This is a genomic window from Enemella dayhoffiae (genome assembly GCF_002250625.1).
GTDB classification, from domain to species: Bacteria; Actinomycetota; Actinomycetes; order Propionibacteriales; family Propionibacteriaceae; genus Enemella; species Enemella dayhoffiae.
This window is the reverse complement of record NZ_NMVQ01000004.1, coordinates 10834-33303: the sequence shown is the minus strand read 5'-3', so window position 1 is coordinate 33303 and position 22470 is coordinate 10834. Positions and strand designations below refer to the sequence as shown.

Annotated in this window: 19 protein-coding genes; 15 read left to right on the top strand and 4 right to left on the bottom strand. The window is 70.0% G+C overall.

Annotation, left to right across the window (positions count from 1 at the left end; genetic code table 11):
• Nucleotides 1-330 precede the first annotated feature (330 nt).
• From carA to CGZ93_RS03980, 10 genes are all read left to right on the top strand, one after another.
• On the top strand, nucleotides 331-1476 hold the full coding sequence (gene carA / locus CGZ93_RS04025) for a glutamine-hydrolyzing carbamoyl-phosphate synthase small subunit (protein WP_094362867.1): 1146 nt from the start codon (nucleotides 331-333) through the stop codon (nucleotides 1474-1476).
• Complete coding sequence (gene carB, locus CGZ93_RS04020) at nucleotides 1476-4835, top strand: carbamoyl-phosphate synthase large subunit (RefSeq protein WP_094362866.1); 3360 nt, start codon at nucleotides 1476-1478, stop codon at nucleotides 4833-4835. The genes carA and carB overlap by 1 nt, the downstream gene beginning before the upstream one ends.
• The gene (locus CGZ93_RS04015; RefSeq protein ID WP_094362865.1) at nucleotides 4832-5899 is read left to right on the top strand and encodes a quinone-dependent dihydroorotate dehydrogenase; all 1068 of its coding nucleotides are present in this window, start codon (nucleotides 4832-4834) and stop codon (nucleotides 5897-5899) included. Before carB ends, CGZ93_RS04015 begins: the two co-directional genes overlap by 4 nt.
• Entirely contained in the window at nucleotides 5896-6717 is an 822-nt protein-coding gene (gene pyrF, locus CGZ93_RS04010) for an orotidine-5'-phosphate decarboxylase (protein WP_094362864.1), read from the top strand. The genes CGZ93_RS04015 and pyrF overlap by 4 nt, the downstream gene beginning before the upstream one ends.
• A 66-nt stretch (nucleotides 6718-6783) precedes the next feature.
• Nucleotides 6784-7119: an integration host factor, actinobacterial type gene (gene mihF, locus CGZ93_RS04005; protein ID WP_094362863.1), complete on the top strand. Its 336-nt coding sequence runs from the start codon at nucleotides 6784-6786 to the stop codon at nucleotides 7117-7119.
• Between the two features lie 15 nt (nucleotides 7120-7134).
• Nucleotides 7135-7683 carry a guanylate kinase gene (gene gmk / locus CGZ93_RS04000; protein ID WP_094362862.1) on the top strand — a complete coding sequence of 183 codons (549 nt, stop codon included), beginning with the start codon at nucleotides 7135-7137 and terminating at the stop codon, nucleotides 7681-7683.
• 51 nt (nucleotides 7684-7734) lie between these two features.
• A complete protein-coding gene (rpoZ, locus tag CGZ93_RS03995; protein ID WP_094362949.1) occupies nucleotides 7735-8064 on the top strand; it encodes a DNA-directed RNA polymerase subunit omega in 330 nt (109 codons plus the stop codon).
• Between the two features lie 24 nt (nucleotides 8065-8088).
• Nucleotides 8089-9321: a bifunctional phosphopantothenoylcysteine decarboxylase/phosphopantothenate--cysteine ligase CoaBC gene (gene coaBC / locus CGZ93_RS03990; RefSeq protein ID WP_094362861.1), complete on the top strand. Its 1233-nt coding sequence runs from the start codon at nucleotides 8089-8091 to the stop codon at nucleotides 9319-9321.
• 35 nt (nucleotides 9322-9356) lie between these two features.
• Entirely contained in the window at nucleotides 9357-10550 is a 1194-nt protein-coding gene (gene metK / locus CGZ93_RS03985) for a methionine adenosyltransferase (RefSeq protein ID WP_094362860.1), read from the top strand.
• A gap of 47 nt (nucleotides 10551-10597) precedes the next feature.
• A complete protein-coding gene (locus CGZ93_RS03980) occupies nucleotides 10598-12589 on the top strand; it encodes a primosomal protein N' (protein WP_176451623.1) in 1992 nt (663 codons plus the stop codon).
• A 10-nt stretch (nucleotides 12590-12599) separates the two neighbouring features.
• On the opposite strand, the gene CGZ93_RS03975 is transcribed toward CGZ93_RS03980, so the two are convergent.
• Nucleotides 12600-13709 carry an RCC1 domain-containing protein gene (locus CGZ93_RS03975; RefSeq protein ID WP_094362859.1) on the bottom strand — a complete coding sequence of 370 codons (1110 nt, stop codon included), beginning with the start codon at nucleotides 13707-13709 and terminating at the stop codon, nucleotides 12600-12602.
• Between the two features lie 81 nt (nucleotides 13710-13790).
• On the opposite strand from CGZ93_RS03975, the gene pyrE reads away from it, so the two are divergent.
• Genes pyrE through CGZ93_RS03960 form a run of 3 tightly spaced genes read left to right on the top strand, consistent with a single transcriptional unit; the run spans nucleotide 13791 to nucleotide 16559 of the window.
• A complete protein-coding gene (pyrE, locus tag CGZ93_RS03970; protein WP_176451622.1) occupies nucleotides 13791-14324 on the top strand; it encodes an orotate phosphoribosyltransferase in 534 nt (177 codons plus the stop codon).
• A gap of 10 nt (nucleotides 14325-14334) precedes the next feature.
• Entirely contained in the window at nucleotides 14335-15261 is a 927-nt protein-coding gene (fmt, locus tag CGZ93_RS03965; RefSeq protein WP_094362858.1) for a methionyl-tRNA formyltransferase, read from the top strand.
• A complete protein-coding gene (locus CGZ93_RS03960; RefSeq protein WP_094362857.1) occupies nucleotides 15258-16559 on the top strand; it encodes an RsmB/NOP family class I SAM-dependent RNA methyltransferase in 1302 nt (433 codons plus the stop codon). Before fmt ends, CGZ93_RS03960 begins: the two co-directional genes overlap by 4 nt.
• Nucleotides 16560-16573: 14 nt before the next feature.
• On the opposite strand, the gene CGZ93_RS03955 is transcribed toward CGZ93_RS03960, so the two are convergent.
• Entirely contained in the window at nucleotides 16574-16927 is a 354-nt protein-coding gene (locus CGZ93_RS03955) for a PfkB family carbohydrate kinase (protein WP_176451621.1), read from the bottom strand.
• 41 nt (nucleotides 16928-16968) lie between these two features.
• Between CGZ93_RS03955 and rpe the strand changes: the two genes are divergently transcribed.
• Complete coding sequence (gene rpe / locus CGZ93_RS03950) at nucleotides 16969-17637, top strand: ribulose-phosphate 3-epimerase (RefSeq protein WP_094362945.1); 669 nt, start codon at nucleotides 16969-16971, stop codon at nucleotides 17635-17637.
• A 24-nt stretch (nucleotides 17638-17661) separates the two neighbouring features.
• On the opposite strand, the gene CGZ93_RS03945 is transcribed toward rpe, so the two are convergent.
• Both CGZ93_RS03945 and CGZ93_RS03940 read right to left on the bottom strand, forming a co-directional pair.
• On the bottom strand, nucleotides 17662-17955 hold the full coding sequence (locus CGZ93_RS03945; protein WP_094362856.1) for a hypothetical protein: 294 nt from the start codon (nucleotides 17953-17955) through the stop codon (nucleotides 17662-17664).
• An 81-nt stretch (nucleotides 17956-18036) separates the two neighbouring features.
• Nucleotides 18037-18879 carry a PAC2 family protein gene (locus CGZ93_RS03940; RefSeq protein ID WP_229117185.1) on the bottom strand — a complete coding sequence of 281 codons (843 nt, stop codon included), beginning with the start codon at nucleotides 18877-18879 and terminating at the stop codon, nucleotides 18037-18039.
• A gap of 40 nt (nucleotides 18880-18919) precedes the next feature.
• On the opposite strand from CGZ93_RS03940, the gene metH reads away from it, so the two are divergent.
• Complete coding sequence (gene metH / locus CGZ93_RS03935; protein ID WP_267489710.1) at nucleotides 18920-22429, top strand: methionine synthase; 3510 nt, start codon at nucleotides 18920-18922, stop codon at nucleotides 22427-22429.
• The last annotated feature ends 41 nt before the right edge of the window (nucleotides 22430-22470 follow it).

Below are 22470 nucleotides of genomic sequence, written 5' to 3'. Positions count from 1 at the left end.
CGGTGATCGACTCGCTGGCACTCGGCCAGCGTGGGGTTCCCGATGGAAACTGGTCGTTGGGCGCTGAGGTGGGCGGGACGCCCTTTCCGCCGCAACCACCGGGAGGCAACCACCGGACGCAACCACCGAACGCAACCACGGCCAGCGGGCTTCGACAGGCTCAGCCAGCGCAGGGCTCGCTGAGCCAGCGTGAGCGGACTCACACCGGGGGGTACGCCCACGAGCGGGCGACGAGGGCGCTGCAGCGGTGGCAGTACGTTAGGCTGGGGCGGCTTTGGAGCCAACCTTTAAGTCCTGTCCCGTGAGGCAGGAAAGGACGGTCACACACGTATGACACAGCAGGAATCCGCCAACGCAATCCTGGTTCTCGAGGACGGGCGGAGCTTCTCCGGTCGCCGTTTCGGGGCCGAGGGTGAGACCTTCGGTGAGGCGGTCTTCGTCACCGCCATGTCGGGCTATCAGGAGACGCTGACCGACCCGAGCTACCGCCGTCAGGTGGTGATCCAGACCTCCCCCCACATCGGCAACACCGGTTGGAACGACGAGGACGACGAGTCCTCCCGGATCTGGGTGTCCGGTTACGTCGTCCGCGACGCCGCCCGAGTCGCCTCCAACTGGCGCTCCCGGCGCTCGCTCGACGAGGAACTCCGGGCTCAGGGGATCGTCGGGATCAGCGACATCGACACCCGCGCGCTGACCCGCCACCTGCGTGAGCGGGGGGCGATGCGGGTCGGCATCTCCAGCACCGAGACCAACCCTGAGGCCCTCCTGCAACGGGTCAAGGAGCAGCCCGAGATGACCGGTGCCGACCTGGTCGGCGAGGTGACCGCACCCGAGGCGTACGTCGTGCCCGCCCAGGGCGAGAAGCGGTTCACCGTCGCGGCGATCGACCTCGGCATCAAGTCGATGACTCCCCACCGGATGGCCGAGCGGGGGATCGAGGTGCACGTGCTGCCCGCGACCGCCCAGCTTGACGAGGTACGCGCAGCCGGAGCCGACGGGCTCTTCTTCTCCAACGGCCCGGGCGATCCGGTCACCACCGACCGCTCCGTACGCCTGCTCACCGACGCACTGGACTCCGGAATGCCGTTCTTCGGCATCTGTTTCGGCAATCAGATCTTCGGCCGCACCCTGGGGTTCGGCACCTACAAACTGAAATACGGGCACCGCGGCATCAACCAGCCGGTCCTCGACCGTTCCACCGGCAAGGTCGAGGTCACCGCGCACAACCACGGATTCGCTGTCGACGCACCGCTGGACCGCGACACCGAGACGAAGTGGGGAAGCGCCCGGGTCAGCCACGTCGGCCTCAACGACGACGTGGTGGAGGGCCTCGAGCTGCGCAACGCCGACGGGGAGCTGATCGCCTTCTCGGTCCAGTACCACCCGGAGGCCGCCGCTGGGCCGCACGACGCGGCGTACCTGTTCGACCGCTTCGTTGAGGTCCTCGTCAGGGCCAAGGAGGAGAACGCCTGATGCCGAAGCGCACCGACATCAAATCGATCATGGTGATCGGCTCCGGCCCGATCGTGATCGGTCAGGCCTGCGAGTTCGACTATTCCGGCACCCAGGCCTGCCGCGTGCTGCGCGAGGAGGGCTACCGGGTGATTCTGGTCAACTCCAACCCGGCCACGATCATGACCGACCCCGAGTTCGCCGACGCCACCTATGTCGAACCGATCACCCCCGAATATGTGGAGAAGGTGATCGCCAAGGAGCGACCCGACGCACTGCTCGCCACCCTCGGCGGGCAGACCGCCCTGAACACCGCGGTCTCCCTGCACGAGAACGGCGCTCTGGAACGGCACGGGGTCGAGCTGATCGGCGCCTCGATCGACGCCATCCAGCGCGGTGAGAACCGCGAGGAGTTCAAGGAAATCGTGCAGAAATTGGACATCCCGGGCGGTGGCGCCGAGGTCGCCCGCTCGGTGATCTGCCACACGATGGACGAGGTGCTCGGTGCGGCCGAGGAACTGGGTTATCCGGTCGTGGTACGCCCCTCCTTCACCATGGGCGGGGTCGGTTCCGGCTTCGCGCACACCGAGGATGAGCTGCGCCGCATCGCCGGCACCGGCCTGGCCGCCAGCCCCGTCACCGAGGTGCTGATCGAGGAATCCATTCTGGGCTGGAAGGAATACGAGCTGGAGGTGATGCGCGACAAGGCCGACAACGTCGTGATCGTCTGCTCCATCGAAAACTTCGACCCGATGGGCGTGCACACCGGTGATTCGATCACCGTGGCCCCGGCGATGACCCTCACCGACCGCGAATACCAGCGGATGCGCGATGTCGGCATCGGCATCATCCGCGCCGTCGGTGTCGACACCGGCGGCTGCAACATCCAGTTCGCGATCAACCCCGCCGACGGGCGGATGATCGTGATCGAGATGAACCCCAGGGTCTCCCGCTCCTCGGCGCTGGCGTCCAAGGCGACCGGTTTCCCGATCGCCAAGATCGCCGCCAAGGTGGCGATCGGCCACACCCTGGACGAGATCCGCAACGACATCACCGAGGAGACCCCGGCGAGTTTCGAGCCGGCGCTCGACTATGTCGTGGTGAAGATGCCGCGCTTCGCGTTCGAGAAGTTCCCCTCCGCCGAGGACACGCTGACCACGCACATGAAGTCGGTCGGTGAGGCGATGGCGATCGGCCGCAACTTCACCGAGGCGCTCGGCAAGGCGATGCGCTCGCTCGAGGATCCGCGTGCCCGATTCGACTTCGCCGCCCCGGTGACGGAATCGCTGGAATCCCTGCTGCAGAAGGCGTCCCGGCCGCACGACGGACGGTTGATCCTGCTGCTTCAGGCGCTGCGCGCTGGGGCCACCGTCGAGCAGCTGCACGAGGCGACCGGGATCGACCCCTGGTTCTGCGATCAGCTGGCGCTGCTCAACGAGGTCGCCGAGGAGGTCCTCGACGCGCCCGAGCTGACCGCGGCCCTGCTGCGGCGGGCCAAGCGGCACGGCTTCTCCGACGCCCAGGTCGCCTCCATGCGGCACCTGTCGGTGGACGTCGTGCGCGGGGTTCGCTGGGCCCTCGGCGTACGCCCGGTCTTCAAGACCGTCGACACCTGCGCCGCCGAGTTCGCCGCACGCACGCCATATCACTACTCCAGCTATGACGAGGAGACCGAGGTGGCGCCGCGGGAGCGGCCGGCGGTGCTTATCCTAGGTTCGGGACCGAACCGGATCGGGCAGGGCATCGAGTTCGACTATTCCTGTGTGCACGCGTCGATGGCGCTCAGTGAGGCCGGCTATGAGACCGTGATGGTCAACTGCAACCCCGAGACCGTCTCCACCGACTATGACACCTCCGACCGGCTCTATTTCGAGCCGCTCACCCTGGAGGACGTGCTCGAGGTGGTGCACGCCGAGCAGCAGGCCGGACCGGTGGCCGGGGTGATCGTGCAACTCGGCGGTCAGACCCCGCTGGGACTGGCGCAGGCGTTGAAGGACGCCGGCGTACCCGTTGTCGGCACCAGCCCCGAGGCGATCCACCTGGCCGAGGAGCGCGGTGCGTTCGGTCGCGTGCTGGACGAGGCCAACCTGCCCGCCCCCCGGCACGGGATGGCGCGCAGCTTCACCGAGGCGCGCACGATCGCCAGCGAGATCGGCTATCCGGTGCTGGTCCGACCCTCCTATGTGCTGGGCGGGCGCGGCATGGAGATCGTCTACGACGAGGCCTCGCTGTCCAACTACATCCGACGCGCCACCCAGGTGTCCCCGGAGCACCCGGTGCTGGTGGACAGCTTCCTCGATGACGCGGTGGAGATCGACGTCGACGCGCTCTATGACGGCACCGATCTCTATCTGGGTGGGATCATGGAGCACATCGAGGAGGCCGGTGTGCACTCCGGCGACTCGGCCTGCGCCCTGCCCCCGATCACCCTGGGCCAGGAGGTCGAGGAGAAGATCCGCACCTCCACCGAGGCGATCGCCCGCGGCGTCGGGGTGCGCGGGCTGCTCAACATCCAGTACGCCCTCTCGGGCGACATCCTCTATGTGCTGGAGGCCAACCCGCGGGCGTCGCGCACCGTCCCGTTCGTGTCGAAGGCGACCAACACCCAGCTCGCCAAGGCCGCCGCCCGGGTGATGCTCGGCGCCACCATTGCCGAACTGCGCGCCGAAGGCCTGCTCCGCGCAACCGGTGACGGGGCCGATGTGCTGCCCGGCGCCCCGTTGGCGGTGAAGGAGGCGGTGATGCCGTTCAACCGCTTCCGGACCCCCGAGGGCAGTTCGGTGGACACCATCCTGGGACCGGAGATGAAGTCGACCGGTGAGGTGATGGGGCTCGCGGAGAACTTTGGCGTGGCGTTCGCCAAGAGCCAGTCAGCCGCCACCGGAGCGCTGCCGGATTCGGGCCGGATCTTCGTGTCCGCAGCGAATCGGGACAAGCGGCACGCCATCTTTCCGATCAAGCGGCTGGCCGACCTCGGCTTCGAGATCCTGGCCACCGCCGGTACCGCCTCGGTGCTGCGGCGCAACGGGGTCGAGGTCACCGAGGTGCGCAAGCACACCCAGGGCGCCGGCCCGAACGGCGAGCCGACGATCACTCAACTGATCACCGACGACCAGGTCGACCTGATCTTCAACACCCCGCACGGTGCGGTGACCGTGGACGGCGCCCCCCGCGCCGACGGTTACGAGATCCGCACCGCCGCGGTACGCCACGACGTGCCGTGCATCACCACCGTGCAGGGCCTCGGCGCGGCCGTGCAGGGGATCGAGGCGCAGCGACGCGGTGGGATCGAGGTGCGGTCCCTGCAGGACTGGGCCCAGGGGGCGGAGAAGTCCAGGACGTCGTCGGACGAGGTTCTCACGGAGGCGGTCGGTTCGTGAACGATCCCCGGATCCAGCTGCTGGAAACGGGTTTCCAGCGACTCCTGAGACCCGCACTGTTCGCCACGGGAGGCGGGGATCCGGAGGTCGCCCACGAGCGCACGCTCGACGCCGTCGCCCGGCTGGCCCGGATCCGTCCGCTGCGCAACCTGGTCAGCGGCCTGCACCCGAAGGCCACCCACGGCATCCAGCTGGCCGGGATCAACTTTCCCGGGCCGGTCGGCCTGGCGGCCGGGCTGGACAAGTTCGCCGTCGGCGTACCCGCCTGGGGAGCGCTCGGGTTCTCCCACGTCGAACTCGGCACGGTCACCGCGAAACCCCAACCGGGCAACGAGAAGCCGCGGCTCTTCCGGGCGGTGCGGTCACGCGGGATCATCAACCGGATGGGCTTCAACAACCCCGGCGCGGCGACGATGGCGGCCACACTGCACGGGTCCGGGGTGCGCCGCGGCAACCGCGTCGCCGGCATCCCGATCGGCATCTCCCTGGGCAAGTCGAAGGTGACCCCGCTCGAGGACGCGGTCGAGGATTATCTGACCAGCTTCGAGTTGCTTGCCCCGTATGCCGACTACATCGCGGTGAACGTGTCGTCGCCGAACACCCCCGGGCTGCGCTCCCTGCAGGACGGCGACGCCCTTGCCGAACTGATCGGGGCTCTGACCGACCGCGCCGCCGGAGGGGTGCCCATCTTCGTGAAGGTGGCCCCCGATCTCACCTTCGACGCCCTGGAGGATGTGCTGGCGGCGTGCACGGCCAGGGGTGCCGGCGGCCTGATCGCGACCAACACGACCCTGTCCCGAGACGGGTTGGTCGGCAAGGACCGCGACCTGGCCGACGAGGCGGGCGGTCTCTCCGGCGCCCCGCTGACCCGGCGGGCGCGCGAAGTGGTCGGCTGGTTGGCCGAACGCACCGACCTGCCGATCATCGGTGTCGGCGGCATCATGACCGTCGACGACGCCCGCGCCATGCTGGACGCCGGCGCGCGGATGCTGCAGCTCTACAGCGGCTACATCTATTCGGGGCCCGCGCTGGTCTCGCGAATCAACCTGATGGGGGAGCGATGACCGGATTCGGCGTACGCCTGGCCGACAAGGTGGCCGAGCGCGGCAATCTGTGTGTGGGCATCGATCCGCACCCGCAGCTGCTGAACGCGTGGGGGCTGACCCAGGACCCGGCAGGACTGGAGTCGTTCGCGCGTGGCGTGGTCGAGGCGGTCGGAACGCAGGTGGCGATCTTCAAACCCCAGTCAGCCTTCTTCGAGGCGTTCGGTTCGGCCGGGGTAGCGGTGCTGGAGCGGGTGCTCACCGACATCCGGCAGGCGGAATCCCTGTCCCTGCTGGACGCCAAGCGGGGAGACATCGGCTCGACAATGGCCGGGTACGCCCGGGCGTACCTGGCCGACGACTCACCGCTGGCCGCGGACGCGTTGACCCTCTCACCCTTCCTGGGGTTCGGCTCGCTGCAACCGGCGATCGAGCTGGCCGAACGGGCCGGCCGCGGGCTCTACGTGCTCTGCCGCACCTCCAACCCCGAGGGAGGCCAGGTGCAGCTGGCCTCGGACGGGCAGCGCAGCGTCGCCCAGAGCATTGTCGATGAGGCCAACCGGGTGAACGCCGGCCGCGAGCATGGGCCGATCGGCCTGGTGATCGGCGGCACCCTGACCGAGCTCGAGGTGGAGCTGGCCGATTTCACCGGCTCGATCCTGGTACCCGGAATCGGCGCCCAGGGCGGCACCGTGGACGGTCTGCGCGATCTGTTCGGCGCGGCGTACCCGCGGGTGCTGCCGACCTCCAGTCGCGAGATCCTGTCCGCCGGCCCCGACCCCGACTCGCTGCGGGCCGCGGTGGCCGGAGTCCTGACGGCCCAACACCGAGCCGACTAGGGCCGATCACCCCGGGTTGCTAGGTTGGGGTCACCCATCGACCGATCGTGGTTGGAGAGACGAGCAGTGACGATTCCACCCCTCAGCGAGGAGCAGTTGCAGGCCGCCCGCGCGGCGGCCACTGCGGCCCGCAGGCGCCGAGCCGAGGTGAAGGCGCGACTGCGCTCCGGAGAGCTGACCCTGGCCCAGGTGATCGAGTTGGCCGCCGAGGACGACGTGGTGGCGCACACCAAGGTGGTTGACGTGCTCAAGTCGCTGCCCCGGGTGGGGGAGAAGCGCGCCTCCGAGGTGATGGACCGCCTCGACATCGCCACCAACCGGCGGCTGCGGGGGCTCGGTCCGCACCAGATCTCGGGGTTGCTCGGTGAGTTTCCCGGCAACGGTCGACGGAACCGGGGCTGAGGACGACCCAGCTCGATGTCGCAGGTGAACGTGGTCTCCGGTCCGGCCGGAGTTGGTAAGGGAACTCTCGTCGCGGGGCTGTTGGCGCGCCACCCGGAGGTGTGGCTGTCGACCTCGGTGACCACCCGGGCCCCGCGGACCGGCGAGGTGGACGGGGTGCACTACCACTTCATCAGCGAGGCCGAATTCGATCAGCTGCTTGCCGCAGACGGTCTGCTGGAGTGGGCGCTGGTGCACGGCTCGGCGCGCTACGGCACCCCGCGGCGCCCGGTCGAGGAGGCCGTGGCCGCCGGGCGCACCGTGCTGCTGGAGATCGAGTTGCAGGGCGCCCGGCAGATCCGGCAGAGCTGGCCCGAAGCCAGCTTCATCTTCGTCGCCCCGCCCAACTGGGACGAGCTCGTGCACCGGCTGGAGGGCCGCAACACCGAGACCGCGGCGCAGCGGGAGCGTCGGCTGGCCACCGCGCGGACCGAACTGGCCGCCCAGGACGAGTTCGACCACGTGATCGTCAACGCGGAACTGCGACAGGCGGTCGACGAACTGGTAGGATTAATCGGTCTGTAGGCCGTCGATCCCGACGTGCCGTTCCCCGACGTCTACCCGAGAAGGCTGATCTTGAGCAGCAACACCGCCCCTGGCATCACGAACCCGCCGATCGACGAGCTGTTGACCAAAGTCGACTCCAAGTATCGCCTGGTCCTGTTCTCGGCCAAACGGGCCCGCCAGATCAACGCCTACTATTCCCAGCTCGGCGAGGGCCTGCTGGAGAACGTGGGCCCGCTGGTGGACACCGGCATCCAGGAGAAGCCGTTGTCGATCGCGCTCCGCGAGGTCAACGCCGGCGTGCTCGAGTGCCACGACATCGACCCGGACGCCGAGCCCGAGCCGCAGACCGAGGAGCTGACCGACCCCGAGTTCGGTGGCGACTCCGACTTCCCGGCCTGATCCTCGAGCCCGGACGGTCAGGCGATGAGCCGCATCGTCCTCGGCGTCGCGGGCGGGATCGCGGCCTACAAGGCCTGCGAGTTGCTCCGCCGCTTCACCGAGGCCGGTCACGAGGTGACCGTGGTGCCCACCGAGGCGGCGCTCAACTTCGTGGGTGAAACGACCTGGGCGGCCCTGTCCGGGCGCCCCGTGCACACGGCTGTGTTTCACGACGCGCACGAGGTGCCGCACGTCCGGCTCGGCCAGACCGCCGACCTGGTCGTCGTCGCCCCCGCCACGGCCGACCTGCTGGCCCGCGCCGCCACCGGCCGCGCGGACGACCTGCTCACCAACGTGCTGCTCACCGCGCACTGCCCGGTGTTGATGGCACCGGCCATGCACACCGAGATGTGGCTGCACCCGGCCACCGCCGCCAACGTCACCACCCTGCGGGAGCGCGGCGTCGTGGTGATGGATCCCGCCTCGGGGCGACTCACCGGCGCCGACACCGGCCCCGGCCGGCTGCCCGAGGCCGCTGACATCCACGCGGTCGCGACCAGCCTGCTCGACGACCCCGCGGCCGCCGCCGCCTCCGCCCGCCGCGACCTCAGCGGCGTACGCCTGGTGGTGGCGACCGGCGGGACCCGGGAAGCACTCGACCCGGTGCGCTTCCTCGGTAACGCCTCCTCGGGGCTGATGGGGCTCTCCATCGCTCGGGCCGCGGCGCTGCGCGGGGCCGAGGTGACCGTCGTCGCCGCGCACGTCGAGCATCCGATTCCCAGCAACTGCACGGTCCGCCAGGTGGTGTCCACCGGCGACCTGGCCGAGACGATGACCGAACTGGCGCCGGATGCCGAGGTGATCGTGATGGCCGTCGCCGCGGCCGACTTCACCCTCGCCAACCGCTGCGGCGGCAAACTCAAGAAGGACGGCGACTCCGGGCTCAACCTGCAGCTGGTGCAGACCACCGACGTGCTGCACGCCATCTCCCACCGCGCCGACCGCCCGCAGGGCCAGATCATCGTCGGTTTCGCCGCCGAGACCGCCGGCGACACCGACCAGCTGATCGAGCTGGGCCGGACCAAACTGGCCCGCAAGGGATGCGAGCTGCTGGTGCTCAACGATGTCAGCTCCGGGCGGGTCTTCGGCCAACCGGACAACCATGTCTTCATCCTGAGCAGCGCACAGGACGGAGTGCTCGCCGAGCGTCACGGCAGCAAGGCGCGAGTGGCCCACCGGATTCTGGACGCCATCAGCGCCCAGCGAACCGCCCACTAGTCTCACAAGACCGAAACACCCTTAGGAGTAACCCCGTGGCCAAGCGCCTGTTCACCTCGGAGTCCGTCACCGAGGGGCACCCCGACAAGATCGCCGACCAGATCAGCGATACCATCCTCGACGAACTGCTGCGCCACGACCCGCAGTCGCGCGTCGCGGTGGAGACCCTGGTCACCACCGGTCTGGTCGTCGTAGCCGGCGAGGTCACCACCGAGGCGTACGCCGACATCCCCGGCCTGGTTCGCGGCAAGATCCTGGAGATCGGCTATGACTCGTCGCACAAGTCGTTCGACGGCGGCTCCTGCGGCGTTCAGGTGTCGCTCGGGTCGCAGTCCCCGGACATCGCCCAGGGGGTGGACACCGCCTGGGAGAAGCGGCTGGAGTCGTCGGCAGAGGCGTACGACCTGCAGGGTGCCGGTGATCAGGGGCTGATGTTCGGCTATGCCTGTGACGAGACCGAGGCGCTGATGCCGCTGCCGATCGACCTGGCGCACCGGCTCGCCGAGCAGCTGACCAAGGTCCGCAAGGACGGCACCATGCCCTATCTACGTCCCGACGGGAAGACCCAGGTCACCATCGAATATGACCGCGACCGGCCGGCACGGCTCGACGCGGTGGTGGTGTCCTGCCAGCACGCCCCCGACGTCGACCTGGAGCGGATGCTCAGCGAGGACGTGAAGCGGCACGTGATCGCCCCGGTGCTGGAGGCGTACGACCTGGTGCACGGCGACTACAACGTGTTTGTCAACCCGACCGGCAAGTTCGTCATCGGTGGCCCGATGGGTGACGCGGGGCTCACCGGCCGCAAGATCATCGTCGACACCTACGGCGGCATGGCCCGCCACGGCGGCGGCTGCTTCTCCGGCAAGGACCCGTCGAAGGTGGACCGCTCCGCGGCGTACGCGATGCGCTGGGTGGCCAAGAACGTGGTCGCCGCCGGGCTGGCGCGACGCTGCGAAGTGCAGGTGGCGTACGCCATCGGCCGCGCGCACCCGGTCGGGTTCTATCTGGAGTGCTTCGGCACCGAGACCTTGCCGGTGGACCAGATCTCCGACGCCGTGCTGGCCACCTTCGACCTGCGCCCGGCCGCGATCGTGGACGCGCTGGACCTGAAGCGGCCGATCTATGCCAGCACCGCGGCCTACGGTCACTTCGGCCGGGATCTGCCCGAGTTCACCTGGGAGCGCACCGACCGGGCCGAGCAGCTCGCGCGCGCCGTCCGGGGCTGATCCCGGCTGGTTCGCCGTCGTCGGAGGTGGCTCCTAGGATCGCCTGCGTGCCCGAGACGACCGACGAACTGATCCCGCTCGCCCCTCGGCCTGTGGCCCGGGTCTGGGTGGACGTGTCGCTGCCGCACCTGGACCGGGAGTTCGACTATCTGGTGCCGGATGAGCTGGCCGAGCAGGTGCTCCCCGGGGTCCGGGTGCGGGTGCGGTTCGCCGGTCGGTTGCGGGACGGGTTCGTGGTCGGGCTGAGCGAGGAGACGGACTCCAGCCGCAGCCTGGCCCCGGTGCACAAGGTCATCTCGACCGAACCGGTGCTGACCCTCGAGGTGGCCCGATTGGTGCGCCAGGTGGCCGATCACTATGCCGGGGTGTTCGCCGACGTGGTGCGGCTGGCGATCCCGCCGCGGCACGCGGCCACCGAAAAGGCACAGCCGCCCGAGCGGGTGGTCGAGCTGACGGAGCTGCCGCAGGATCACCCGTTCGCGCACTATCCGACGGGTCCGGAATTCCTGCAGGCGTTGGAAAAGGGACATTCACCGCGGGCTGCATGGCAGGTGGTACCAGCGAGCTCGCCCGCCGGTGACTGGGCGCTCGGCCTGGCCGTCGCAGCCGCGGCCACCCTGCGGTCGGGGCGAGGGGCGTTGCTGCTGGTGCCCGACGCCCGCGACCTGGCCCGGTTGCAGGGCGCCTGTGACGACGTGGTCGGCCGTCAGGCGTACGCCGTGCTGACCGCTGACACCGGACCCGCCGCGCGCTACCGCGCCTTCCTGGCGGCACTGCGCGGGCAGGTACGCCTGGTGATCGGCACCCGTGCCGCGGCGTACGCCCCCGTGCAGAACCTCGGACTGGTGGCGATGTGGGACGACGGCGACGACCTGTACGCCGAACCGCGGGCCCCCTATCCGCACACCCGCCAAGTGCTTGCGCTGCGGGCCGCGGGGGAGGGGGCGGCGCTGCTGCTGGCCGGGCACGGGCGCACCGCCGAGGTGCAGCAGCTGGTGGAGAACGGCTGGGTGCGTCCCTTGGCGCTGCCGCCGGGGGAGCAGCGCCGGCTGGCCCCCGCGATACGCCTGACCGCCGACTCGGACTGGGAGTTGGAACGGGACCCACTGGCCCGGGCGGTGCGGCTGCCCCGACGGACCTTCGAGGCGATCCGTGGCGGGCTGGTGAGCGGCCCGGTGCTCGTCCAGGTGCCGCGGGCGGGTTATCTGGTGGTTCTGGTGTGCGCCGAGTGCCGCGAACCGGTGCGCTGCGCCCGCTGCAGCGGTCCGATCCGCGCGGGTTCGCGGCGTGCCGCCTGCGACTGGTGTGGCGTACGGGTGCAGAACTGGCGCTGTCCCGAGTGTGGACACGACCGTTGGCGGGCCCCCGTGGTCGGGGCCGAACGCACCGCCGAAGAGCTCGGACGCGCCTTTCCGGGGACGAAGGTTCTGCAGTCGCGCGGGGACCACGTGCTGTCCTCGGTCGGAGCCGATCCCGCACTGGTGATCGCCACCCCCGGTGGGGAACCGATCGCCGAGGGCGGGTATGCCGCAGCGGTGCTGCTGGACACCGAACAGCTGCTCACCCGCGCCGACCTGCGGGCCTCGGAGGAGGCGCTGCGTCGCTGGCTGAACGCGACCGCCCTGGTCCGACCGGGAGACCGCGGCGGCACCGTGGTCGCGGTCGGCCCCACCGAGGCGGGGGCGCTGCAGGCGCTGGTACGCAGCGATCCGGGAACCTTCGCCGCCCGTGAACTCGCCGAGCGCGGGGCGGCGCACCTGCCCCCGGTGGCCAGGTTGATCACCGCCGAGGGCCCGGCCCCTGCCCTGGACGAGGTGGTCGGGTTGATCGACCCGCCTCCGGGCACCGAGGTGCTGGGTCCGGTCGAGCTGCCGTTGGCGCCGGGCCAGGAGGCGCCCCTGTCCCGGCTCACCCTGCGCTGCCCACCGGCCGGTGGCGCGACGCTGGTCGCGACGGTCAAGGGCGCCCTCGGAGTACGCTCGGCGCGCAAGTCGCCGGGATCGCTCCGGGTCCGAGTGGATCCGGCGGTGATCGGCTGATCGGCGTGCCTCACGCGACGATGCAGCTGAACGTGTTGCCCGCGCCCAGGGTGATGACCTTCCCCTCGATCCAGGACAACGGGAGCAGCTCCCGCTCCTCCTTGAGATAACCGCCCCTGCCGTCGGGGATCTCGTGACTGGAGGTCTGGATGCCGTAGACCTTGCCGTCCTCGCCCAGCCCGGCCGACCAGTCGCCGTAGCAGCGTACTTGCGTGAACTTGACCGGTCCGGTCTTGGTGATGGCCTGGCTCAGCGGCACCGCCTTGTTCGAACTCGGGCCCATTCCGGCACCACCGGAGCCCCAACCGAGCATGCTGCCGTCGCTACGCAGGCCCACCGTGGCGAAGTTGGACGCGGAGACGGCCGTCAGCGCGGGCAGCGGCAGCTCCACCGGGACCTTGCTGCCGTAGCCCTTCTCGTCGGGGTTGAGCCGGCCATGGTTGTTCGTGCCCCAGCCGAACACCTTGCCGCTGCGGGTCACCGCGAAGGCGGCAGCGCCGTCGGTGTCGAGGGAGACGACTTCGGACAACTGACGCAACGGCGTGGGTTTCACCGACTCGCCCTTGGTGACCGGGATACCGAGGGTCAGGTAGTCGTCCTGGCGGCCCCAGGCAAGCACACCGCCATCCTTCGTGATGGCCAGCACGGCGCCGGAGGGGCCGACCGCGACAGCGGTGAGGTCCTTGACGTTCGGCACCTCGACCGGCGCGGTCTCCAACTTGTCGGTGACGCCATGGGCCATGCCCCAGGCCCACACCGTGCCGTTGTCCGCCAGCGCGATGTTCACGAACGTCTCGGGGGAATAGCCCTGGCTGGCCACCTGGGTCAGGCCCGGTAGCCCCGGAACCGGGGCCGCATCACCCATGTTGCCGCCCTTCGCCGTGCTGAGCCACAGCTTCTTGTCGGCGTCGAGGAGGTGGTTCACGGTGCCCTTGCTCTTGTCCGCATTGCAGACGATGCTGCTGATCTTCGTCAGCTTCGTCGGTCCGATCTCGTTCCAGACGGTGCCGCTCACGGTCTTCGCCGATCCGGGGAGGATCGAGGTGGCGCTCCCGCAGGCGGACAGGCCCATCGCGATGGCGCCGCCAATGGACAGTGTGAGGAAGTTTCGACGGTGCATGGGTCTCCTCTAATGGTTCCATAATAGACATGAGAAGAGTGTCAGGTTGGGGGGTCATCCGGGCCGTGCCATGCTGATCGGGTGAGCGACGACCGACCGAACGATCTGGCCCGCGACGTGGCCGCGGTGGCCCGGCTGACTGGGGAGTTCGTGCTGCGGTCCGGTCAGGTGGTGAGCGAGTACTTCGACAAGTACCGCTTCGAGTCCGATCCGGTACTCCTGCGCCGGGTCGCGGCGGCGATGGCACCGCTGATCCCCGACGGCACCGAGCTGCTCGGGGGGTTGGAGCTGGGCGGGGTGCCGATCGCGACCGTGCTGAGCCAGGTCACCGGGCTGCCGGTGCTGTTCGTACGCAAGCAGGCCAAGACCTACGGCACCTGTCGGCTGGCCGAGGGGGCCGAGGTGGCGGGCCGCCGCATCACCCTGGTCGAGGACGTGATCACCACCGGCGGCGCGGTCGCCGAGGCCACCGCCGCCCTGCGGGCCGCCGGCGCCACGGTCGAGGTGGTCGTCTGCGCCATCGACCGCAGCGAATCGGGTGCCAACCGGCTGGGTGAGATCGGGGTACAGACCCGGGCCGCGCTGACCCGGGCCGAGCTGGACGCTGCTCGCTAGAGTTGGGGGAATGCGTCTCGTCGTTGCCGGCACCCCAGAGGTCGCCCTGCCCAGCCTCGAAGCCCTGATCGCCTCAGCGCACCAGGTGCTGGCCGTGATCACCCGGCCGGACGCGCCGGCCGGTCGCGGCAAGCGGCTCGCACCGAGCCCGGTCGCCGCCCGGGCCGAGGAGCTGGGGATCGAGGTGCTCAAACCCGAACACCCCCGCGACGAGGAATTCGCGGCTCGGCTGACCGAGCTGGCCCCCGACTGCTGCCCGGTGATCGCCTACGGTGCGCTGGTACCGCAACGGGTGCTGGACATCCCGCGGTTGGGCTGGGCCAACCTGCACTTCTCCCTGCTGCCGCGCTGGCGCGGAGCCGCCCCGGTGCAGCGGGCCATCATGGCGGGCGACGCCGAGACCGGGGCGTGTGTGTTCCGGCTGGTCCGCGAGCTGGACGCCGGCGACGTGTACGCCTCGCTGAGCACCCCGATCGGAGCGGAGGAGACCTCCGGTGACCTGCTGGCCCGGCTGGCCCGGGACGGCGCCCACCTGCTGGTGCGGGTGATGGACGACTTGGCCGCCGGCACCGCCGCCGCCACTCCGCAGCCCACCGAGGGAGTCACCCTGGCGCCGAAACTGACCGTCGCCGAGGCGGAGATCGACTGGTCGCTGAACGATGCGGAGGTCGATCGGCAGATCCGTGGCTGCACCCCGGCACCGGGCGCCTGGACCACCTTCCGCGGGGAGCGCTTCAAGATCCTGGCCGCCCGCCCGGCCGGGGGCGTACCCGTGGCCGAGGGGGAGTTGGTGACGACGAAGAAGCGGGTCCAGGTCGGCACCGGAAGCCGTCCGCTGGAACTGCTCACCGTGCAGCCCTTCGGCAAGAAGCCAATGGCGGGCGCCGACTGGGCGCGGGGCGCCCAGCCGAGCACCGGTGAACGGCTCGGCGGGTGAGCCGAAAACGTCGGATCGACGCACCGCGCCGGGCGGCGTACGACGCCCTGCGGCAAATCTCCAGCCAGGACGCGTACGCCAACCTGGTCGGCCCGGCGCTGCTGGCCGAACGCCGGATCACCGGCCGCGACGCGGCTTTCGCCACTGAACTGCTGAACGGCACCTGCCGGCTGCAGGGCAGCTATGACCGGATCATCGCAGCCGCCTCGGGGCGCGATCCGCACAAGCTGCAACCGACCGTGCTCGACGTGCTGCGGCTCGGGGCACACCAGCTGCTGTCGATGCGGGTGCCGACCCATGCCGCCGTCGCCGCCAGCGTCGAGCTGGCCGGTGCGGCCATCGGCGAGCGGGTGACCGGGTTGGTCAACGCCGTCTGCCGCAAGATCGCCGCCCGTGACCTCGACGGCTGGATCTCCTTGCTCAGCGAAGATTGCGACGTGACGGACGCGCTCGCGCTGCGGACCCACCACCCCCGGTGGATCGTCGAGGCGTACGCCGAGCTGCTGCCGGCCGACGAACTGGAGGCCGCCCTGCGCGCCAACAACGAACCCCCCACCACCTGCCTGGTGGTCCGACCCGGGCTGTGCACCGTGGCGGAACTGGTCGACGCCGGTGCCGAGGCACACCCCCAGCTGCCCACGGCCGCGTACTGGAAGGGAAACCCAGGCGACCTGGCGGCGGTCCGCGAGGGCCGCGCCGGGGTGCAGGACCCGGGCTCGCAACAGGTGGCGCTGACCCTCGCGAACGCCGAGGCCCCGGCCGGCGCCTGGCTGGACACCTGCGCCGGCCCCGGCGGCAAGGCGGCCCTGCTCGCCGGGCTGGCGATCCGGTCGGGGGAGCGGTTGCTGGCCGCCGAGCTGCAGCCGCACCGGGCACGGTTGGTCGCCCAGGCCCTGCGAGCGTACGCCGGCGACAACGCCCCCGAGGTTGTCTGTGCCGATGGGACCCGCCCGCCGTGGCCGATGAGCTACTTCGCCCGGGTGATGGTCGACGTCCCGTGCACCGGTCTGGGGGCGCTGCGCCGCCGCCCCGAGTCGCGCTGGCGGCGTACCCCCGCCGACCTCGACGCGCTCAACCCACTGCAGGAATCCCTGCTGCACAAGGCGATCGACGCCACGCGCCCCGGCGGGGTGATCGCCTACGTGACCTGTTCACCGCACCGCCGCGAGACCACCGCGATCGTGGATGCGGCCCTTGGCGCCCGCGCCGACGTGCACCGCGATACGGCCGACACGCAATTGTGGCCGCACCGCGACGGCACCGACGCGATGTTCTGTTCTCTGCTGCGCAAGGGATAGCGTCGAGGTCTGCCTCAGCCCACGAACTCGGCTGCGGCGGCGAATGAACTCTGGGTGCCGTGCCGCGTGACCGAATCTGCGGCGTACCGGTTCGCGATCGCGGAAGCGACGTCACCGTCGGTGGCATACCGGTGTGCGAAGGCTCCGCTGAAGGCGTCCCCGGCGCCGGTTGAGTCGACCGCGACCACGGGGGCCCCCGGGCACGTGGTCGCTGCCGTCGTCCGAGCGACGCAGCACTCCGCGCGCTCGCCGAGGGTCACCAGCACCTCGCGTACGCCCCGCGACAGCAGTTTCCGCGCGGCCGCCTCGATCTCGGTCAGGCTGCTCACCGGCATGTCGGTGAGCAGGGCCAGCCCAGTCCACCACATCGGTGTCGTCTGGCAACCCGGGCAGGCCCCAAGTAGCATCGCTGCCCGTGAGAATCACGCCGAGCATCCTGAACGCCGACTTCGCCAACCTGCAGGCCGAGATCGAGCGGATCCCCAGTGCGGACCTGTTGCACATCGACGTGATGGACAACCACTTCGTGCCCAACCTGACCATCGGGCTGCCGGTGGTCGAGTCACTGCTGAAGGTCACCGACAAGCCGCTCGACCTGCATCTGATGATCGAGGACCCGGACCGGTGGGCGCCGGCATACGCCGAGGCGGGCGCCTCGTCGGTGTCCTTCCACGTCGAGGCGGCGAAGGCTCCGGTACGCCTGGCCCGCGAGCTGCGCGCCCAGGGGGCACGGGCCAGCCTGGGGCTGAAACCGGCCACCCCGATCGAGCCCTACCTCGACCTGCTCGGTGAGTTCGACATGGTGCTGATCATGACCGTCGAGCCCGGCTTCGGCGGGCAGAAGTTCCTGGACATCATGCTGCCGAAGATCCGGCGTACCCGCGAGGCGATCAAAACCCGCGGCGCCGACCTCTGGATCCAGGTCGACGGGGGAGTGTCTGAGTCGACCATCGACCAGTGCATCGAGGCCGGGGCGGACACCTTCGTCGCCGGGTCCGCGGTGTTCTCCGCCGACGACCCGGACGCGATGGTGCGCACCCTGCGCGACCGGGCGGTCAACTTCGGTCGCTGCTGCTGACCCCGCCGCGGGCGGGGTCCGGGATCAGGCCTGGTAGGTGCCCGTCGGCGGGATGACCTCCCGTTGGCGGCGGTGGGTGGCGAGCGGGATGATCAGCATCGGCACGCCGATCACCAGCAGCACCAGCGCGACCACCCCGATGCCCAGCGCCAGCAGCAGCCCGATGCCGTTGGTCTCGTAGTCACCGCTGGACTCGGCCATCGACGCCGAGAACGTGGCGACGGCGATCGCGGCGATGAGCACCAGGGTGCCCAGCCCGGTCAGGATCGACCCGATCACGATCAGCGTGATGCGGCCGCCGCCCAGGGGAGGGTTCACCCCTCAACAGTAGATGTCGAGCGGTGCACCCCTCGACACGCTTCGCCCGGCTCCGCCGTGCTCCGCTACTCGGGGAGCGGATCAGCTGTCGCGACGGCGGAGATAGCGCTCGAACTCGGCGGCGATCGCGTCGCCGGAGGCCTCGGGGAGCTCGGTCTCGTCCTGGTCGGCCTCGAGTGAGGCCACATAGGAGCTCAGCTCGGGATCGTCGTCGATCAGCTCCGCCACGCCACGCTCCCACGCCCGCCCCAATTCCGGCAGCTCACCCGGATCGACGGCCAGCCCGGTCAGGTCTTCCAGCCGGCCGAGCAGGGCGAGGGTCGCCTTCGGGTTCGGCGGTTGCGCGACGTAGTGCGGGACTGCGGCCCACAGGCTGGCCACCTGCATTCCGGCGTCGGCGCAGGTCGAGGCCAGCACCCCGGTGATCCCGGTCGGTCCCTCATAGGTCGGGGCACCGAGTGCCAGCCGCTCGCGCAGTTTGGAGTCCGAGCTGGTGCGCGACACCGGCACCGGCCTGGTGTGCGCGTTGTCAGCCAGCAGTGCACCGAGGCAGATCACCAGCGACGGCTTCGCCGAGCGCAGCGCCGACACCACCGTGGCGGCGAACGAGCGCCAGCGCATGTTCGGCTCGGCCCCGGTCACCAGCACCAGGTCGCGGCCGCCCAGCCGCCCGGCGAGCACCTCGGTGCGCGGCCAGGTGATTCGGTCCCGGTCGACGCCGCGGCTGACGGTCGGCCGATTCACCTGGAAGTCGTAGTGGTCCTCACCGTCCAGGGTGAACGCGACCCGAGCGTTGGACACCTCGATGAGGTGGGCGACGGCGTCGGTCGCCGCGGAGCCGGCGTCGTTCCAGCCGCTGAAGGCGAGCACCGCCAACGGATCCTGCAGCTCTCGCAGGTCGGGCATGTCGTCACCGGTGGGCATGGCGCCCACTGTAGTGCCCGGCCACCTAGAATCGGCCGACGTGACTGATGCTGGAAACTCGAGCCCCCGTCCCTCCCTGCGCGCCGCCCTGACCGAGCGCGTGCTGGTGGCCGATGGTGCGATGGGCACGATGCTGCAGTCCCACGACCTCGAGCTGAGCGACTTCGAGGGCCTCGAGGGGTGCAACGAAATCCTCTCGGTGACCCGGCCGGAGGTGGTCCGATCCATCCACGACGCCTATTTCGAGGCCGGCTCGGACTGCGTGGAGACGAACACCTTCGGCACCAACCTGGCTGCGCTGGGGGAATACGACATCGCTGACCGGATCGCCGAGCTGGCCGAGGCCGCGGCGCGGATCGCCCGCGAATCCGCCGACGCGCACAGCACTCCCGACCGACCCCGGTTCGTGCTCGGTTCGGTCGGCCCCGGCACCAAGCTGCCGAGCCTCGGACACGTCACCTTCGCCGCGCTGCGCGACGCGTACGCCACCCAGGTGCGCGCGATGGTGACCGGCGGCATCGACGGCGTACTCATCGAGACCTGCCAGGACCTGCTGCAGGCCAAGGCGGCGGTGATCGGCGCAAAACGCGCGCTGGCCGAGACCGGTGTCGACCTGCCGGTGATCGTGAACGTCACCGTGGAGACCACCGGAACCATGCTGCTCGGCACCGAGATCGGCGCCGCGCTGACTGCCCTCGAACCGCTCGGTATCGACCTGATCGGGCTGAACTGCGCCACCGGTCCCACCGAGATGGCCGAGCACCTGCGCCACCTGTCCCGGCACGCGCGAATCGGTGTCGGCTGCATGCCGAACGCCGGCCTGCCGGAGCTGACCAAGGACGGGGCGCGCTATCCGCTGCAGGCCGAGGAGTTCTCGGTCGCCGTGTCCGGGTTCGTGTCCGAGTTCGGCCTGGGCCTGGTCGGCGGCTGCTGCGGCACCACCCCCGAGCACGTCCGGCTGCTCGCCGAGCGGGTCGCCGGGCAGGCTCCGGTCGGGCGTACGCCACGGCACGTCCCCGCGGCCGCTTCGTTGTACGCCGAGGTCCCGTTCCGTCAGGACACGTCCTATCTGTCCATCGGCGAGCGGACCAACGCCAACGGGTCCAAGGCGTTCCGCGAGGCGATGCTGGCCGAGAACTTCGACGAGTGCGTCGAGATCGCCCGCGGCCAGATCCGCGACGGGGCACACCTGCTCGACCTGTGCGTCGACTACGTCGGCCGCGACGGGGTCGCCGATATGGCCGAACTGGCCGCCCGGTTCGCCACCGCCTCCACTCTGCCGATCGTGCTCGACTCCACCGAACCGCCGGTCATCCAGGCGGGCCTGGAACGGCTCGCCGGGCGCAGCATCATCAACTCGGTCAACTTCGAGGACGGCGACGGCCCGGGTTCCCGCTATGCCAAGGTGATGCCGATGGTCCGCGAGCACGGCGCCGCCGTGGTCGCCCTCACCATCGACGAACAGGGCCAGGCCCGCACCGCCGACTGGAAGGTGGCGGTGGCCACCCGACTGATCGAGGACCTGACCGGAACGTGGGGGATGGACGTCGGCGACATCATCGTCGACTGCCTCACCTTCCCGATCGCCACCGGCCAGGAGGAGACCCGCCGCGACGCGATCGAGACGATCGAGGCGATCCGGGAGATCAAGAAGCGCTACCCCCAGGTGCAGACCACGCTGGGGGTGTCCAACGTGTCGTTCGGACTCAACCCGGCTGCCCGGATCATCCTCAACTCCGTGTTTCTCCACGAGTGCGTGGAAGCCGGGCTCGACTCGGCGATCGTGCACGCGGCCAAGATCATGCCGATGGCGCGAATCCCCGAGGACCAGCGGAAGGTCGCCCTCGACATGGTCCACGACCGGCGCCGCGAAGGCTACGACCCGCTGTCGGTGTTCCTGGAGATGTTCGAGGGGGTGAAGACCGCCGACGCCGCGGCCGAGCGGGCCGCGGAACGCGCCAACCTGCCGGTCGCCGAACGGTTGCAGCAGCGGATCGTGGACGGGGACGAGAAGGGCCTCACCGACGACCTCGACGAGGCGCTCGACGACAAGCCCGCGCTGACCATCATCAACGACGACCTGCTGGCCGGGATGAAGGTGGTCGGCGAGCTGTTCGGTTCGGGGCAGATGCAGTTGCCGTTCGTGCTGCAGTCGGCGCAGGTGATGAAGCGGGCCGTCGCGCATCTCGAACCCCACCTGGAAAAGGCCGACTCCCGCGGCAAGGGAACCATCGTGCTGGCCACCGTCAAGGGCGACGTGCACGACATCGGCAAGAACCTGGTCGACATCATCCTGTCCAACAACGGCTACACCGTGGTCAACCTCGGCATCAAGCAGCCGGTGAACACCATCCTCGAGGCGGCCGAGGAGCACCAGGCCGACGCGATCGGTATGTCCGGGCTGCTGGTCAAGTCGACCGTGGTGATGAAGGAGAACCTCGAGGAGTTCAACACACGCGGGATTTCCGCCAAGTATCCGGTGCTGCTCGGTGGCGCGGCGCTGACCCGGGCCTACGTCGAGCAGGACCTGCGCGAGGTGTACGCCGGAGAGGTCCGTTATGCCCGCGACGCGTTCGAGGGACTGCGGCTGATGGACGCGGTGATGGCGATCAAGCGAGGCGAAGAGGGGGCCGCGCTGCCCGAACCGCGGCAGCGGCGGATCCGCGCGAAGCAGGCCGCCGACGACGACTCCGCCCTCGACGACACCACCCGTTCCGAGGTTGCCCGCGGGATCGACGTGCCCACGCCCCCGTTCTGGGGATCCCGTGTGGTGAAGGGGATCCAACTGGCCGAGGTCGCCCACTGGCTCGACGAGCGGGCCACCTTCATGGGTCAGTGGGGTCTGAAGGGGACCCGCGGCGGTACCAGCTATGAGGAGCTGGTCGAGGCCGAGGGACGTCCGCGGCTGCGGATGTGGCTGGACACGGTGGCGCGGGAGCAGTTGGCCGAGTTCGCCGTCACCTACGGCTATTGGCCCTGCTTCTCCGAGGGCAACGACGTGCTCGTGCTGGACCCGGCCGATCCCGACCCGGACCGGGTGCTGCACCGCTTCCACTTCCCGCGGCAGCGGCGCGACCGGCGGCTCTGCCTGGCCGACTTCTTCCGCGACCGCGCGGAGTGCGAGGCGAACGGTCCGGACGTGATCGCCTTCCAGCTGGTGACGATGGGCTCGAAGGTGGCCCAGGAGACCGCGCGACTGTTCGCCGCCGACGACTATCGCAAATATCTCGAGCTGCACGGACTGTCGGTGCAACTGACCGAGGCGCTGGCCGAGCTGTGGCACCACCGGGTCCGCTCCGAGCTGGGCCTGGCCGGCGACGACGCCGACGACACCGACACGATGATCCGCGATCAGGCCTACCGCGGTTCGCGCTACTCCTTCGGCTATCCGGCCTGCCCCGATCTGGAGGATCGGGCCAAGCTGGTCGAACTGGTCGAGCCGGGACGGATCGGGGTCGAGTTGTCCGAGGAGTTGCAGCTGCATCCGGAGCAGTCGACCGACGCGCTGGTGGTGCACCACCCCGAGGCGAAGTATTTCAACGCCCGCTGAACCGGCGTGGGCGACGACACCGCTCCCGAGGGCTTTGGCGC

What these genes read in the sequence shown, in the direction of transcription:
- coaBC (WP_094362861.1), top strand. Translation starts at nt 8,089, where the DNA reads ATGAGCCGCATCGTCCTCGGCGTCGCGGGCGGGATCGCGGCCTACAAG.
- pyrF (WP_094362864.1), top strand. Translation starts at nt 5,896, where the DNA reads ATGACCGGATTCGGCGTACGCCTGGCCGACAAGGTGGCCGAGCGCGGC.
- carA (WP_094362867.1), top strand. Translation starts at nt 331, where the DNA reads ATGACACAGCAGGAATCCGCCAACGCAATCCTGGTTCTCGAGGACGGG.
- CGZ93_RS03940 (WP_229117185.1), bottom strand. Translation starts at nt 18,879, where the DNA reads ATGCCCACCGGTGACGACATGCCCGACCTGCGAGAGCTGCAGGATCCG.
- fmt (WP_094362858.1), top strand. Translation starts at nt 14,335, where the DNA reads ATGCGTCTCGTCGTTGCCGGCACCCCAGAGGTCGCCCTGCCCAGCCTC.
- gmk (WP_094362862.1), top strand. Translation starts at nt 7,135, where the DNA reads ATGTCGCAGGTGAACGTGGTCTCCGGTCCGGCCGGAGTTGGTAAGGGA.
- carB (WP_094362866.1), top strand. Translation starts at nt 1,476, where the DNA reads ATGCCGAAGCGCACCGACATCAAATCGATCATGGTGATCGGCTCCGGC.
- CGZ93_RS03975 (WP_094362859.1), bottom strand. Translation starts at nt 13,709, where the DNA reads ATGCACCGTCGAAACTTCCTCACACTGTCCATTGGCGGCGCCATCGCG.
- CGZ93_RS03955 (WP_176451621.1), bottom strand. Translation starts at nt 16,927, where the DNA reads ATGTGGTGGACTGGGCTGGCCCTGCTCACCGACATGCCGGTGAGCAGC.